The organism is Streptomyces sp. NPDC050548, from assembly GCF_044457385.1.
Taxonomy (GTDB): Bacteria; Actinomycetota; Actinomycetes; order Streptomycetales; family Streptomycetaceae; genus Streptomyces.
In genome coordinates, this window is sequence record NZ_JBITGV010000001.1 from 587,479 (window position 1) to 603,241 (window position 15,763).

The 15,763-nt window shown below is 71.3% G+C and carries 12 protein-coding genes; 10 read left to right on the forward strand and 2 right to left on the reverse strand.

Going from position 1 to position 15,763, the window contains the following annotated elements; genetic code table 11:
• Nucleotides 1-23: 23 nt before the first annotated feature.
• Both ACIBJH_RS02785 and ACIBJH_RS02790 read right to left on the reverse strand, forming a co-directional pair.
• On the reverse strand, nucleotides 24-701 hold the full coding sequence (locus ACIBJH_RS02785; RefSeq protein ID WP_399115040.1) for a DUF4328 domain-containing protein: 678 nt from the start codon (nucleotides 699-701) through the stop codon (nucleotides 24-26).
• Between the two features lies 1 nt (nucleotide 702).
• The gene (locus ACIBJH_RS02790) at nucleotides 703-2,382 is read right to left on the reverse strand and encodes a glycoside hydrolase family 20 protein (RefSeq protein ID WP_399115041.1); all 1,680 of its coding nucleotides are present in this window, start codon (nucleotides 2,380-2,382) and stop codon (nucleotides 703-705) included.
• Between the two features lie 155 nt (nucleotides 2,383-2,537).
• Here ACIBJH_RS02790 and ACIBJH_RS02795 point away from each other — a divergent pair, with 155 nt between their 5' ends.
• The 10 genes from ACIBJH_RS02795 to ACIBJH_RS02840 all read left to right on the forward strand — a co-directional run bounded on the left by ACIBJH_RS02795 (nucleotide 2,538) and on the right by ACIBJH_RS02840 (nucleotide 15,745).
• Complete coding sequence (locus ACIBJH_RS02795; protein WP_399115042.1) at nucleotides 2,538-3,089, forward strand: 2-oxo-4-hydroxy-4-carboxy-5-ureidoimidazoline decarboxylase; 552 nt, start codon at nucleotides 2,538-2,540, stop codon at nucleotides 3,087-3,089.
• Between the two features lie 255 nt (nucleotides 3,090-3,344).
• On the forward strand, nucleotides 3,345-3,725 hold the full coding sequence (sdhC, locus tag ACIBJH_RS02800; RefSeq protein ID WP_329256213.1) for a succinate dehydrogenase, cytochrome b556 subunit: 381 nt from the start codon (nucleotides 3,345-3,347) through the stop codon (nucleotides 3,723-3,725).
• A gap of 5 nt (nucleotides 3,726-3,730) precedes the next feature.
• Nucleotides 3,731-4,213, forward strand: coding sequence for a succinate dehydrogenase hydrophobic membrane anchor subunit (locus ACIBJH_RS02805; protein WP_399115043.1), 483 nt, complete (start codon nucleotides 3,731-3,733; stop codon nucleotides 4,211-4,213).
• 30 nt (nucleotides 4,214-4,243) lie between these two features.
• Nucleotides 4,244-5,998, forward strand: a complete 1,755-nt coding sequence (gene sdhA / locus ACIBJH_RS02810; RefSeq protein ID WP_399115044.1) for a succinate dehydrogenase flavoprotein subunit — start codon at nucleotides 4,244-4,246, stop codon at nucleotides 5,996-5,998.
• On the forward strand, nucleotides 5,998-6,777 hold the full coding sequence (locus tag ACIBJH_RS02815; protein WP_362975035.1) for a succinate dehydrogenase iron-sulfur subunit: 780 nt from the start codon (nucleotides 5,998-6,000) through the stop codon (nucleotides 6,775-6,777). Before sdhA ends, ACIBJH_RS02815 begins: the two co-directional genes overlap by 1 nt.
• Before the next feature lie 228 nt (nucleotides 6,778-7,005).
• Nucleotides 7,006-8,064, forward strand: a complete 1,059-nt coding sequence (locus tag ACIBJH_RS02820) for a hypothetical protein (RefSeq protein WP_399115045.1) — start codon at nucleotides 7,006-7,008, stop codon at nucleotides 8,062-8,064.
• Nucleotides 8,065-8,069: 5 nt separating this feature from the next.
• Complete coding sequence (locus ACIBJH_RS02825; RefSeq protein WP_399115046.1) at nucleotides 8,070-9,467, forward strand: hypothetical protein; 1,398 nt, start codon at nucleotides 8,070-8,072, stop codon at nucleotides 9,465-9,467.
• Between the two features lie 10 nt (nucleotides 9,468-9,477).
• The gene (locus ACIBJH_RS02830) at nucleotides 9,478-11,385 is read left to right on the forward strand and encodes a hypothetical protein (protein ID WP_399115047.1); all 1,908 of its coding nucleotides are present in this window, start codon (nucleotides 9,478-9,480) and stop codon (nucleotides 11,383-11,385) included.
• A gap of 4 nt (nucleotides 11,386-11,389) precedes the next feature.
• Nucleotides 11,390-12,862: a penicillin-insensitive murein endopeptidase gene (locus tag ACIBJH_RS02835; RefSeq protein WP_399115048.1), complete on the forward strand. Its 1,473-nt coding sequence runs from the start codon at nucleotides 11,390-11,392 to the stop codon at nucleotides 12,860-12,862.
• A gap of 111 nt (nucleotides 12,863-12,973) precedes the next feature.
• On the forward strand, nucleotides 12,974-15,745 hold the full coding sequence (locus tag ACIBJH_RS02840) for an AAA family ATPase (protein WP_399115049.1): 2,772 nt from the start codon (nucleotides 12,974-12,976) through the stop codon (nucleotides 15,743-15,745).
• Nucleotides 15,746-15,763 lie beyond the last annotated feature (18 nt).

The window sequence follows — 15,763 nt, forward strand, 5'->3', positions numbered from 1 at the left end:
AGAGATTTTCGGCCAACCGGCGGTCAGACCGCGAGCGGTACGCCCGGCCCCGCCAGGACCTTCGCCTGCTGCATCCGGGTCAGTCGCAGCACGACGAGGATCGCGAGGACGGCGGCCACGATCTCGACGGTGCGGGCGAGCAGCGACAACAGGAGGATGGCGCGGTTGTCGGCGGGCGTGAAGCCGCTCTCGTAGTGCAGGTCGCCGAGCCGGTCGGCGACGAGCGACAGGAGGCACAGCGTCCACCAGAGGTTGACCAGGAGATGCGACCTGCGGGCGCCCGAGGACGGCGGACTGGCGTCCCAGATCTCCAGGGTGATCCGGCGCGGGTACCAGAGGTTGAGCCCCGGGACGAACCAGCCGGCGACCGCCCACCAGGCCTGCATGCTCTGCCCGCCCGGTTCGAACACCCCGGCATTGGCCCGCACCCGCACGAACCAGCACAGGTACCCGATCACACACACGACCAGCGCGCCCGTGTGCACACGACCGGCCAGCGAGTCGAGCGAATGCGCCGCGAGCACCCGCCGGACCATCGCCTCGCCGCCCGCGCCGCCCATGGCATCGCCTATCACGTCGTAGAACCTGAAGTCGGCGTAGACGGCGAACAGATCGACGGCGATCACCAGCCCGAGCAGCGCGACGGCGATCCGGCCGAGGCCGACCGGCGAACGCGGCCGGGACACGGATATGGCCTCCATCTCAACCCACCTTGTCCGCAAGAGACTTGAACTGGGTCCAGGTCAGCGCCGGTGTCCCCGGGTCCCACAGTTTCTGGACGGTGGCCCGCAGCGGCATCCGGATGCCGGCCGCGACCTGGGCCTGTGTCTGGGAGTTGGCGAGGTCGCACCAGACCGCGAAGGAACCGCCGAGGATCTGGCCGTCGTACTTCGCCGGAACCGCCTGCGTGCCGCGCAGCACGCGAGGGTTCCACTGCTCGTAGATCCGCCGCCCGGTCGGATAGACGAAGGTCTGCGGCTCACCGAGGACGTAATACAGGTACTCGTCGTTGTAGTTGAGGACCTTGCGGCCCGCGCTCAGATAGGCGACGGGCTGCCGCGCGCCGATCTCCTTGCCCGTCCAGTACGCCACTTGGAGATCCTTGGCCGCCTGCACGGATGTCCCCGCGAAGAAGCCGTCGTTCCACACCCGCATCGTCCGGTCGTGGTTGCGGACCGTGTCGGCGCGGTCGTTGAGCCAGCCGGTGGTGAGGTCGGCGACGGTGCCGCCGGAGCCGTAGGCCTTGGTCGCGGCGGCGGCCAACTGCGGGAAGGACGCCTGGGGGTTGGCGACGGTCAGCGCCTGGTACTCGTCGCCGCCGAGGTGCCACTGGTCGCCGGTGAACAACCCGGCGTACTCGTCGAGGAGTTCGTCGACGATCGCGGCGGACGCGTCCTTGGAGATGTCGATGGCACCGCGCCTGGCGACACCGGACGCGTTGCGCAGTTGCAGATCGGGGTGGGCGGCGATGACCGCGCCCAGGTGCCCCGGTGAGTCGATCTCGGGCACGACGGTGATGTGGCGAGCGGCGGCGAGATCGACGATCGCCTTCACCTGGGCCTTGGAGAGGTGGTCCTTCGACACGACCTCGGGATGGGTCGTGGACTCGATCCGGAACCCCTGGTCGTCGGAGAAGTGCAGCCCGAGTTCGTTGAACTTGAGGTCGCCCAACTCCCGTACCCGGTCCTCGATCCAGGACGCGGTGAACGGCTTGCGCGCGATGTCCAGCATGAACCCCCGCCGCGGCTTGGCCGGTTGGTCGTGCACGACACCCTCCGGCGCCGAACCGCCGCCGTGCACCTCCTGCTTGAGCGTCCGGGTGCCGTAGAACACCCCCGCGTCCGAGGGCCCGCTGATGGTGACCCGCCCACCGCGCACGGTCATCGCGTACGACTCCGGGTTCGCGCCCTCGTCGTCGTTCAGCGCCAGCCGCACGTCCCCGGAACGCACGTCACTCGCCTCGCCCGCGTACGTGAGCCCCAACTCACCGGCGATCAGCCGCCCTTCGTCGACGAGGTCGGCGTCGTCGACGACGACCCGCTCCCCCTTCGCCGCACGCCAGCCGGGACCGCGGGCGGGGGTGTGCGAACGCACGGCGGGAATCGTGCGGGGCGTCCGCGACAGCGGATAGACGCGGGTCGGGCTCGGGGTGGGCGTGGGGGTGGGGGTGCGGGAGTTCGCGGCCCGCGAGGAGGCGGAGGTGGCGTCGGAGGGACTCAGCGCGGCGCCGACCGGGCTCCCGTCGTCCCCGCCCGATGCCCACACCCCGAGGCCGACCCCGCCCGCGACCACCGCCGTGGCCGCGGCGACGGCGATCAGCCCCCGCCGCTGCTTCAACGGCCTCACCTGCTTCGCCGACACGCGGCGCCTGTGCTGGCTCACGGCGCCAACCTACGGCCCCGGGCGGACCGCGAGTGTCCACCACACGTTCCGAAACTCTCCCGTCCGGGTGAAATTCGGGCATCCAACGGACACGTCATGACCACTCCCGATAACGTGGTGACGCACTTCTCACTGCATCCCCTGCCGCACCATCCGTGACGCGAGGATCCACACTGCCTTCGCACCGCCTTCCCCATCTCCCCGGCCGACTGGCCATACCGGCGCTGCCCGAGCAGTCCCGCACCTCGCCGTCCCCGCATGCACTGGCGGCCTTCAACACGGCACCGCCCGAGACCGCCCGCCGCACCCTCCTCACCTGCCTCCACAGCCACCGCTGGTCCCACCGCCTCACCGACCACCGCCCCTACCCCGACCTCGACGCCCTACTCGCAGCGTCCGACGAGGCGGCGTACGACCTCACGGCGGGCGACCTGGCGGAGGCACTGGCGGGCGAGTCGCTCCCGGTCCTCCCGGACGACACGTACGAGGCGGCCCACATGGCCCTGGACGCGGCCCACGCGGCGTACGAGGCGAGGTTCGGCCACGTGTTCGTCATCTGCCCGGACGGAATTGCCCCGGACGAGGTCCTGGACCATGTTTTGGCGGGCATCCGGTCACGGTTGACGAACGACCCGGAGGAGGAGCGGGTAGTGGTGGCAGAGGAACTCCGGCGCCTGGCAAGAGGACGGTTGGCCGGAGTTCTTTAGGGGCGCGGGGAACTGCGCGCCCAGCCACAACGGCGCCGCACCCGGCACTCAACAGAACCCCCCACCCCATCAGCCGCCCGAAACTAGCCCATACGCGCACCTTTGGGTGCCAGTTCGATCACACAAGCAGGCCCGCCGTAAGACCCGCGTCAGCACCTGGTTACGATGCTGAGGGCCGGTGGACCGTACCCGGCCGGGCCCGACCGACAGAGAAGCCGGCGCGGCCCTAAATCCCCGCTCCCGGAGGGTTCTTCCGTGCCGGCTGGAACGCTGTACCGCGGCCGGGAAGGAATGTGGTCCTGGGTGGCTCATCGAGTCACCGGCGTCCTCATCTTCTTCTTCCTGTTCGTACACGTGCTGGACACCGCTCTTGTGCGTGTCTCCCCCGAGGACTACGACAAGGTCGTAGCCACCTACAAGACGCCGATCGTCGCACTGCTGGAGTACGGCCTCGTCGCCGCGATCCTCTTCCACGCCCTCAACGGCCTGCGCGTCATCGCCGTCGACTTCTGGTCGAAGGGCCCGCGCTACCAGAAGCAGATGCTCTGGTCCGTCGTCGGCCTGTGGGTCGTGCTCATGCTCGGGGCGATCTACCCCGTGCTCGGCCACGCCGCTCGTGTTGTCTTCGGGAGCTGACGCAGATGTCCACGACTGAAACCGCAACGTCGGGCATCGGCCCGGTGGAGAGCGCGGCCGTCTACACCGTAGACAACCCCGCGCCCCTCATCGAGGCTCCCCGCAAGCGCACCAAGAAGACCCCGAAGTCGACCCGGGGCAATTTCGAGATGTACGGCTGGCTCTTCATGCGCCTGTCGGGCGTCGTGCTGGTCGTCCTGGTCCTCGGCCACCTGCTGATCCAGCTCGTGCTCGACGGCGGTGTCTCCAAGATCGGCTTCGCCTTCGTGGCCGGCCGCTGGGCCTCGCCGTTCTGGCAGGTCTGGGACCTGCTGATGCTCTGGCTGGCGATGCTGCACGGCGCCAACGGCCTGCGCACGGTCATCAACGACTACGCGGAGCGCGCGAACACCCGGCTGTGGCTCAAGGGCCTGCTCTACACCGCCACGGTGTTCACCATCCTGCTGGGCACGCTGGTGATCTTCACCTTCGACCCGAACATCCGCTAGGCCATCGGGCTGAGGGACTGAGGAATTCTGATGAAGATCCACAAATACGACACCGTCATCGTCGGCGCGGGCGGCGCCGGTATGCGCGCCGCGATCGAGTCGACGAAGCGCAGCCGCACCGCGGTCCTGACGAAGCTGTACCCCACCCGCTCCCACACGGGCGCCGCGCAGGGCGGTATGGCCGCCGCGCTCGCCAACGTGGAGGAGGACAACTGGGAGTGGCACACCTTCGACACGATCAAGGGCGGTGACTACCTGGTCGACCAGGACGCCGCCGAGATCCTGGCGAAGGAGGCCATCGACTCCGTCCTCGACCTGGAGAAGATGGGCCTGCCGTTCAACCGCACGCCCGACGGCACGATCGACCAGCGCCGCTTCGGCGGTCACTCGCGCAACCACGGCGAGGCCCCGGTCCGCCGGTCCTGCTACGCGGCGGACCGCACCGGCCACATGATCCTCCAGACGCTGTACCAGAACTGCGTGAAGGAGGGCGTGGAGTTCTTCAACGAGTTCTACGTCCTCGACCAGCTGATCGCCGACGTCGACGGCGTGAAGACCTCGGTCGGCGTGGTCGCGTACGAGCTGGCGACCGGCGAGATCCACGTCTTCCAGGCGAAGGCCGTGATCTACGCGTCCGGCGGCTGCGGCAAGTTCTTCAAGGTGACGTCGAACGCGCACACCCTGACCGGCGACGGCCAGGCCGCGGTGTACCGGCGCGGGCTGCCGCTGGAGGACATGGAGTTCTTCCAGTTCCACCCGACCGGCATCTGGCGCATGGGCATCCTGCTGACGGAGGGCGCCCGCGGTGAGGGCGGCATCCTCCGCAACAAGGACGGCGAGCGCTTCATGGAGAAGTACGCGCCGGTCATGAAGGACCTCGCGTCCCGTGACGTCGTGTCCCGCTCCATCTACACGGAGATCCGCGAGGGTCGGGGTTGTGGCCCCGAGGGCGACCACGTCTACCTCGACCTCACGCACCTCCCGCCGGAGCAGCTCGACGCGAAGCTCCCGGACATCACGGAGTTCGCGCGCACCTACCTCGGCATCGAGCCGTACACGGACCCGATCCCGATCCAGCCCACCGCGCACTACGCGATGGGCGGCATCCCGACGAACGTCGAGGGTGAGGTCCTCACGGACAACACCACCGTCGTCCCGGGCCTGTACGCGGCCGGCGAGGTCGCCTGCGTGTCGGTGCACGGCGCCAACCGCCTGGGCACCAACTCGCTCCTGGACATCAACGTGTTCGGGCGCCGGGCGGGCATCGCGGCGGCGGAGTACTCGCAGAAGGCGTCCTACGTCGAGCTGCCCGAGGACCCGGCGCAGCAGGTCATCGATCAGGTCGAGCACCTGCGCAACTCCACGGGCACCGAGCGCGTGGCGGTCATCCGCCGCGAGCTGCAGGAGTGCATGGACGCGAACGTCATGGTGTTCCGCACCGAGCAGACGATCAAGACGGCGGTCGAGAAGATCGCGGAGCTGCGCGAGCGCTACCGCAACGTCTCGATCCAGGACAAGGGCCGCCGGTTCAACACGGACCTCCTTGAGGCCATCGAGCTGGGCAATCTGCTCGACCTCGCCGAGGTCATGGCGGTCTCGGCGCTCGCCCGCAAGGAGTCCCGCGGCGGTCACTACCGCGAGGACTACCCGAACCGCGACGACGTCAACTTCATGCGCCACACCATGGCGTACCGCGAGGTCGGCGACGACGGCACCGAGTCCATCCGTCTCGACTACAAGCCGGTCGTCCAGACCCGCTACCAGCCGATGGAGCGTAAGTACTGATGGCAACCCCTGTTCTGGACAAGGAAGAAGCGGCCGGCCAGCCCGAGCCCGGCTTCGCCGACTCCCCCTACATCACGGTCACCTTCCGCATCCGCCGCTTCAACTCCGAGGTCTCGGCGGAAGCGGTCTGGGAGGACTTCCAGCTGGAGATCGACCCCAAGGAGCGCGTCCTCGACGGTCTCCACAAGATCAAGTGGGACATCGACGGCACGCTGACCTTCCGCCGCTCGTGCGCGCACGGCATCTGCGGTTCGGACGCGATGCGGATCAACGGCAAGAACCGTCTCGCCTGCAAGACCCTGATCAAGGACCTCAACCCCGAGAAGCCGATCACGGTCGAGCCGATCAAGGGTCTGACGGTCCTGAAGGACCTGGTCGTCGACATGGACCCGTTCTTCCAGGCGTACCGCGACGTCATGCCCTTCCTCATCACGAAGGACACGAACGAGCCGACGCGCGAGCGTCTGCAGTCGGCGGAGGACCGCGAGCGCTTCGACGACACCACGAAGTGCATCCTGTGCGCCGCGTGCACGTCCTCGTGCCCGGTCTTCTGGAACGACGGCCAGTACTTCGGCCCGGCCGCCATCGTCAACGCGCACCGCTTCATCTTCGACTCGCGCGACGAGGCGGGCGAGCAGCGCCTGGAGATCCTCAACGACCGTGACGGCGTGTGGCGTTGCCGCACGACCTTCAACTGCACGGACGCGTGCCCCCGAGGCATCGAGGTCACGAAGGCGATCCAGGAAGTGAAGCGGGCACTGATCACGCGCCGCTTCTGAGGTTCCTTCCGCTATGGCCATGAGGGCCCCGTTCCCGGAATTCGTTCCGGGGCGGGGCCCTCGGTCGTACCCGTCCCCAGGGACCCTGGGGACGGCCGGGTCAAGGGTCTTCCCCAGCGCCCTCCCTGGCGACGCCGTGCCCGGCGCGCTGCCAACGTTGCGGTTCCAGGCCCTGGTTCGGGGGTCTGGACAGGTCGCGTCGGCTCACTGCCGGGAGGGGCTGGTCTCATGCAGCCGTACGAAGAGGAATACGGAAGGCGTTACCGCGAGGAGGAAGAGGAGTTCGGTGCCGAGGGCCGCCGCGAGGAGCGGGTGGCCGAGTCGCTGGAGAGCCCCTTCGACGAGGAGGAGGAAGTCCAGCTGGCCACCGAGCTGTTGGGGGTCACCTCCGAGGAGGAGCTGGAGGAATTCCTGGGCAAATGGCTGAGGGCAGCCGCGCGGAAGGCCGGGGGTTTCCTGGGGTCCGCCACCGGCAAGGCGGTCGGCGGCATCCTCAAGAACGTCGCCAAGCAGGCGCTGCCCGCCATCGGAGGCGCCCTCGGGACGGCGATCGGCGGACCCGGCATCGGCACCGCGCTCGGCGCCAAGGCGGGCGACTGGGCGAGCAACCTGTTCGAGGTCGAGGGCGAGGGCATCGACCACGAGGAGTACGAGTTCGAGACCGCCCGGCGCTTCGTCGCCCTGAGCGGTGCCGCCGCGCGGAACGCGGCGTTCGGCTCGCGCCGGATAGCTCCGCGGGCCCTCGCGCAGCAGGCCGTCCACTCGGCGGCGCGCCGTTACGCACCTGGCGTGGCCCGGCGCTTCAGGACCTTCGCCGTGCCGGCCGCCTGGTTCTGGCCGGGACAGCCCTTCCCCGGGCCTGTCGAGGAGCCGGCCGTGGCACCGGCCGCCGCCCCCGCCGCGAAGGAGGAGTGGGGCGCCACCCCGGCGCTGGAGGAGTGGCGGCACGGCGAGGAGCGGCGTGAGGAGGGGCGCCGCGAGGAACAGCGCGGGGAGTGGGGCAACCGCGAGGAACGGCGCGAGGAACGGCGCGAGTTCGGTGAGGAGCGGCGCGAGGCCAGGCGCGAGTTCGGTGAGGAGCGCGGCTGGGAGCACGCCGAGGAGGAAGAGGAGGAGTGGGGCCGCGGCGAGGAGGAGCGGCGCGGCCGGGAGGAGGGCTGGGGCCACGAGGAGCGGGCGCACCACGAGGGCCATCACGAAGGTCACCACGAGGGCCACCACAACGGCCGTGCCCGGTCGGGTCGTTGGGTCCGGCAGGGCCGCAAGATCGTCATCATGGGGGCCTGACCGCCATGGACCTGCGGCCGGCAGCCACCGCGCTGCTCGAAGGCGAGGCCCGCGCTCTGCTGACCCGTCTGAACCGGGTCAGGCCGTTCGCGCTGCACGAGACCATGGTGCCTGCCGCCGCACCGTCCGCCGCCGCCCAGGGCGCGATCGAGCGCTTCCTCATGGAGGGGCGGAGCAGGCTCCGGCACCGGGTCGGCGCGTATCTGGAGTGGCTGGACGGGCCGGGCGGCGACCGGGACCCCGAGTGGCAGCAGCATCAATTCTCCTTGCTGCGCTGGGAGTTCAACTCCGTACTGAGCCACTTCGACGTCTTCTCCGAAGCCGTCACCCAGCGCAGTGAGCACGACGTCGGGGTGCAGCTCGCCGGGCTGGACGTCGCGGCGGTCGACGCGCTCGTCACACCGGGCACCCCGCTCGCCGACCCGCCGCCCATCATCTGCTACCTCGCCCGAGGCCCGGGCGGCGCGATCCGCCGGGTGCACACCCGCATCCCCGGCGGCGGACGCAGCCCGGTCTCGCTGATCCGGATCCCCCGCGAACGCATGGTGGGGTACGGGATCGGCTCGTCCCTGGTCCACGAGGTCGGCCATCAGGCGGTCGCCCAGCTCGGGCTCCTCGGATCACTGAGGCCTGTCCTCTACGACATCGAGCGGCACGCGGGTACGGCGGCCGAGCGGACGGCCTTCCACTACTGGGGGCTGACCCTCTCCGAGGTGCTCGCGGATCTCTTCGCCGTGGGGAAGCTCGGCATCGGCGGCACCCTGGGTCTGATGGCCGTGGTCAGCCTGCCGCGCCGGCTGGTGCTCGCGCCGGCTCTCGACGACCCGCATCCGTTCCCGTACATCAGGGTCCGGCTCAGCTGCGCGATGGGCGACGCCCTGTACCCGCATCCGCAGTGGCGGCAGCTGAGTTCACTGTGGGCCGCGCTCTATCCGCCGCAGCGCGCCCCGCGCGAACTGCGCGAGCTGACCAGGCTCCTCGAACGGTCCATGCCCCGCTTCGTACGGCTGCTGGTGGGCCACCGTCCACCTTCGCTGAGCGGCGCCCGGCTGGCCGACCTGATGCCCCGCTCCAGCCGTACGCCCGCGCTGCTGCTGTCCCGCTACCGACGCTGGCTGCGACAGCCCGAGCTGCTGCGCACCGCCCCGCCCACGCTGGTACTGGCGGTCCTGGGCCAGGCAAGGGCGGCATCCCTGATCACACCGGAGGAGGAGAGCGGCCTGCTGGGGGAGCTGATCACCCACTGGGCTCTTTCCAACACCCTAGACAGCCTCGCGCCCCATAGGGGCGCGGGACTGCATCGATCTGCGGCTCCGCCGCGGGGCGCGACCAGCCCCGACGGCGCCGCAGAAGAACAACAACCCATACCCACCCGTCCAGCGGAGCGCATACGCACACGTTGAGGAGGCCGTCATGGCCACGATCGAAGTACGGCCCCAACAGATCCAACAGGGCGGACGCGTCTCGCTGTTCGCCACATCCAGCCACTCGAACGCCACCGTCACGTGGGAAGTCCTCGGCTTCGGCCCGCTGCCGAGCGACCCGCAGGACCCCGCCCGCGCCGTCTGGGACGTCCCCGACGACCAGCGGCCCGGCGCGTACACCGCCCGCGTGACGTTCCGCAGCCCCAATGTCGCCGACGACGTGGCCACCGCCGACCTCACCGTGCAGGTGCGCCCGATCGCCGCCGGCGACAGCATCAACGTCCAGCTGCGCAGGGCGGGTTCGGACCCGACGGACGACCAGGCGCTGTGGACGGCGATCCGCCGCTCCACCGACCGGATCTCGTTCAACGAGTACACCGCGTTCATCGACCCGCTCATGAACGGCACCGGGCTGCCCGACCCCAGTGACCCGCGCAAGAAGATCGGGCCGCGCGCCCTGCCGTTCCCCGGCGTGGACGCGTACCGGCTGCTGAAGGTCGCCACCGAGGTGTTTCTCCTCGTGCGCTGCGGGGTCCACGTGGACAGCGCCGACCTGACGTCCCCGTTCGACGGGGTCGACCTGGAGGAGGAGCGGCGCCGCTACGGCGAGTCGGGCGATGTGGACGGCGACGCCTTCGGGCGGGCCATCCAGCAGCGCTGGCTGCGCTACATCTCGGCCCACTCGCCGGGTGAACGCCGCCCGGACGAACAGGACTTGGCGCTGCTGCCCTACCTCGGGGTGATCCGGCTGAAGCTGGGCGAGCTGGCGATCACGGAGGCGGACAAGTTCGGTGTGGAGGCCTTCGGCATCCTGCGCGACAAGCTGACCTTCCCCTGCTTCCTCGAACTGATCTGGTCGTACTGGCACGAGGAGGGCATGCTGGTCCAGTCGGCCGAGGCGGTCGCCGCACGCTTCCAGAACGTGCACGGCCCCGGCGACTACGACCCGCTGGCCCATGTCGACATCGATCCGCTGCGCGCCCTCAGCCAGTTGATGTGGGGCTATGTGCAGGACGAGCAGAACCGGCTGTCGCCGCTGCGCCGGGCCTACGAGTACGACCACCAGTACGGGGTCACCCAACTGGCGCCGGGCGCACCGCCGATCAGGCCGGTGGACAGCCGGCCGCGGTTCCTTGAGGCCTTCCACACCCTGTTGAGCCTGACGTCCGTGTTCTTCCGCGAGGACGACGACACCACGATCATCGCGGACGGTTTCCCGGTCCTCAACGCGCTCAAGGACGTCCATCTGCTGCTGACCGAGGGCCAGCACAACCAGTACGGCGACCTGCCCTGGACCGCGCGCCAGGAGATGCTCATGGAGGAGTGGCTGCTGGCCCGCCCGGAGATGCGCGAGTTCCTGCCCGGCCGCACGATGGTCGCCTACCCCGAGCAGTGGATGGACCGCGTCGACACCATGAAGCGGCTCCAGGGCTGGACCCCGGACACCGTCATCCACTTCCGCGACCTCGGCCGGTTCGGCGAGCAACTGCTCCTGTCGATCCGCTACGGCAACTGGAACGCGGTCAACGACCGTACCCAGGCGGCGAACTGGGCCCGCTACTGGCGCTCGGAGATCCAGGGGTACCTGCACTCGTACCGCTCGGTGACCGGGGTCGACCTCGGTCTGGAGCGTACGGACGGGCGCGTCGACGCCACCATGCCCGCCGTACATCTGCGCCGCAGGCTGCTGGAGCAGCAGGGCCGGCACGCCGTCGGCGCGGGCTCCGACCAGCGTGGGGCGCGGCAGCTGGGCCGGGCCGAGCCGAGGGCACAACTGCCCAGGGCCGCCGGGGCACCGCGGGAACTGCCGCGCGGCCGGCAGCCCGAGCGGCGGCCGGCCGGGCTCCCGCCGGGGCGTTCCGCCGCGGCCCGGCACGGCCGCCCGGAAGGGGAGTGAGGTCATGCCGACGACCTCGACCGCCGTGCGGAACGGGACGGAGCGCCCGCCGCCGAACCGGGCCGGGCACCCGCCCGGCACCACCGCCCGCAACCGCGGCTACGCCCGTTCGCTCGGCTGGGAGGCCCATCTCCCGGCCGTCCGGCGGGTGTTGGACCCGCACCGCACGGACTGGGACTGGGCGGCGCTCGGCTCCGCGACGCTGAAGTGGCAGACGGCGCAGGGCATTTCACCGGCGGACGGACTCATCGGGCCCGCCACCTGGGCGCTGCTGCGCACCGCCGCGGGAGTGGCCGGGGACCCGGCCATCAGCTGTCAACTCCCCGAGTACGGACCCGGTTTCCGCGTGACGGGCCGGCCCACGCACCGGTTCGGGCGGCCGGAGACCGCCCGTGCCCTGCTGGCCGTCGCCGCCGCCTGGCACCGGGCCCATCCCCAGGGGCCCGTGCTCGACATCCGGGATCTCGGCCGCAGCGGCGGCGGCCCGCTGACCGGACGCGCCTCCCACCGGCTCGGCCTCGAAGCGGACCTCCGCCCGGTGAAGTCCGACCGCCGCCAGGGACCGACGAACTGGCGTCGCCCCTCCTACTCACGGGCACTCACCCAGGAACTCGTCGGCCTGCTGCGGAACAACGGCGTGCTGCCGGTCCACGCGATCTTCTTCAACGACCCGGAGATACACGGCGTACAGCCCCTGGAGAACCACGACAACCATCTGCATGTGCGCTTCGCGCCGCCGTCGTCGTCTTCCTCAAAGGCGCCGCCGTCCGCCGCCCGCAGGAACTCCGGCCCGGCCCTGGAGGTCGCCACACCCCCGCGGCTCGGCGTACTGAGCGCCCAGGGCAAGGCGCCCTACCAGTTCACCACCGAGGACGTCGAATGGACCGCCCGCTTCATCATCGGGGAGTCCGGCGGCCGGGACGACGCCGACAGCCATGCGGTCATCTGGGCGATGTTCAACCGGTACGCGCTGCTCACCCGCCCCTACTACCGGACGTTCAGCGCCTTTCTGCGGGCCTACTCGACCCCGCTGCAACCGGTCCTCAAGAGCTGGGGGGCGAGCAAGCGGAACATGGACCGCGCCGACTTCGTCCGCACCGGCGGCACCTTCGGACCGCCCGCCCCGCCCGGTATCCCGCGCGGTCAGCGCCGCGCCTACCTGGACCTCCAGCAACGACCGTGGGCCCAACTGCCGTCCGCGGCAAGGTCGGTGGCCCTGCGGGCGCTCGGCGGGGCGGTCGCGAACCCGATCGGCAACGCGACGGAGTTCGGTTCCACGTACGTCTACTTCCACGACGCGAACCGGAGGTATCCGAACCCCGACGAGTGGCGGCGCTTCACCGAGCAGTACGCCGCGAAGATGGGTTGGAGGTGGATCGGCCCGGTGCCGGGCCTGGACCAGAACTCGAACACGTACTTCGTCCAGCGCAGGCTGGCCGCACTGCCGGTCCCGGCGGTGCGTGTCCTGGCGGGGTGAGCCGCGGAATCCGACCGGCCGGACCGCTCAACGGCACACGCGTTGAACCGCAGTGGCAGGGCGAGCACCATGGCCCGGAACACCGACGCAACTACGGGGGTAGACGTCGACATGCCGGTGAACACACTGCTGCACCATGCCCATCGACCGGCCGAGGCCGGGGAACCGTCGTTCCACGGACGGGAGCCGCAGCTCAGGGAAATGGAGAACAGGTTGCGCGAGGCCCGCGCCGGGGCCTCGCGTCTGATGGTCGTGGAGGGTCCGCCCGGCATCGGGAAGACCGCCCTGGTCCGCCGCTTCCTGCGCACGGCGGACCGGGTACGCGTGCTGGAGGCCAGCGGCGCCGAGAACGAGACGGCCCTGGCCTACGGCGTACTCACTCAGCTCCTCAGTCAGACCTCGGTGGGCGAGGAGGCGCCGGGGCCGCGGGACGAGCCCGGCGCGGTCGGCGCGCGGCTGCTCGCCCTGACCCACCGGATCCCGGCGGACACCGTCGTCGTGCTCGTCATCGACGACGCCCACTGGGCGGACGCGCCGTCGCTGGACGCGCTCACCTTCGTACTGCGCCGGCTGCTGTCCGAGCCGGTCCTCACCGTGCTGGCCGTCCACACGCCGGCCGACGCCCAACTCCCCAAGGGGCTGGGGAGGTTGCTGGCGGACGACCACACCCTCCGCCTCGCGCTCGACGGCCTGACCGCCGAGCAGACCGGCGCGCTGTGCGACCGGCTGCTGCCCGCGGGCCTGCCGCCGCACGCCGTCGGCAGGCTGCACGCCCACACTCGCGGCAATCCGCTGTATCTACGCGCGCTGATCCGGGAGGTGGAGCCGGAGGTCCTGGCCGCTTCCGACTCCCCACTGCCCGCGCCCCGTTCGTACCAGTTGCTGGTCCGGGACCGCCTCGCCCGCTGCGACGCTCCGGCCCGGGACCTGGTGGCCGCGGCCAGTGTGCTCGGGCCGCGCGCGCCGCTGCACCGGGTGGCGCAGCTGGCCGGTCTGGAGAACCCGCTGCCCGCCGTCGAACAGGCCGTGGGACAAGGGCTGTTGGAGGAGGGTCCGGCGGGCGGCCCGCCCGAGCTGGCGTTCCCGCAGCCGCTGGTCCAGGCCGCCGTCTACCACCAGCTGGGGCCGGCCCGGCGGGCCGCCCTGCACACCAGGGTCGTGCAGGCCACCAAGGACACCGCCAGCCGTACGTGGCACCAGCTGCTCGCGGGCCGCGGCCCGGATCCGGCGCTCGTCGCCGACCTCGTCGCGGGCGCGCGCCGACAGGCCGCCGCCGGCCAGTGGTCACGAGCCGCGTCGATGGCCGCGCACGCCTCCCGGATGGCGACGACCCGGCCCGAGCGGGAGCGGCTGACCGTGGAGGCGGCGGACGCGCTGCTCTGCGACGGGCGGGTGGAGGAGGCCGCCGACCTGGTGCGTTCGCTGCCGGGCGACAGCACACGGGCGGCCCATCGCTACGCGCACGGCCATCTCGCGTTCGCCCGGGGCGAGACGCCCAGCGCCCGGCTGCTCCTCGACGACGCGTGGCGGCACTGCGACCCCGCCCTGGACCCGGCGCTGGCCCGGCGCATCGCGGAACGACTCTCCCTCGTCGGCCTCGTCCAGGGCGAAGCGGCGGCCGCCGTACGGTGGGCGCGGCGGGCCGGAGCCCTGCCGCCCGTGCCGTTCACCGGCGGAATGCTGCGCTACGCCCAACTGGCCGCCCTGAGCCTGACGGACGCCGCCGAGGAGGGCATCGCGCGGGCGGCCGGGCTGCCGGAGTCCGTACTCGTCCAGTCCGGCGACGTGGACCTGCTGCTGGGCCGCAGCGCGCTGCGACTCGGCTGCGACGACCTGGAGGGCAGCCGGGCGGACCTGCGCTCGGCGGCACCGCTGTGCCGGAGCGGTCCCGCGCCGCTGCGCGCGACGGCCCAGCTGCTCCTGGGCGAGACCGAACTCCGGCTCGGGAACTGGGACGTGGCCCTGCGCGAACTCGAATCGGCGGCGACGACCGCTGCCGCCGGCGGCCTCGCCTGGCTGGAGCCGGTCGCCTGCGCGGATCTCGCGGGGGCGCTCGCGCTGAGGGGGCGGACCGAGCGTGCCGCCGAGTACCTCGCGAAGGCCCGGGGCAGCGGCGGCCACGGGGCCTCGGGCCTCGCCCATGTGGCAAGGGCGCAGGCCCAGTTGGCGGCGGCCCGGGGAGCGCAGGACGATGTGGCGGGCGCGCTGCTCCCCCTGCTGGAACGGGAGTCGGTGGCGCGGACGGTCGTAGCGCCGTGGCGTGATCTGCTGGTGGACGCGCTGACCGCGCTCGGGGAACACCGGCAGGCCGAGCGGATCCTGGACGGCCTCGACGTGCCCTCCGCCCACCGGGGCCGGCACTCCTGGCTGGCGGCCGCGGCCCGGGCGCGTGGCACCCTGCTGGCGGCGCGTCGGTCGCCGGCCGCGGCGGAGTCGTCGTTCCGCACGGCGCTGGGCCACGCGGAACAGGTGCCGGACCCCTTCGACCGGGCCCGCGTCCAGCTCGCCTACGGCGCGTTCCTGCGCCGCACGGGCAGACGGACCGACGCCGCCGGGCAGCTGCGCCGGGCGCTGCGCACCTTCACCGAGCTGGGTGCCGCCCCGAGCGCGGCCCTCTGCGAGCGTGAACTGGCCGCCAGCGTCGGGGCGATCGGACCCGACTCCCCCCTCACCCCGCAGGAACTGGCGATCGCCCGCCTGGCGACGTCCGGCCTGACCAACCGCCAGATCGCCCGCCAGCTGGTGCTCAGCGTCAAGACGGTCGAGTTCCACCTCAGCCACGCCTACACCAAGCTGGGCATCACGTCCCGCATGGGCCTGCCGGCCAAACTGCCGGCCGCTCCTGCGCCCGGCCAGGACGTGGTCGGCGGCACGATCGGGTGAAGCGCCTCGCTCAGGACT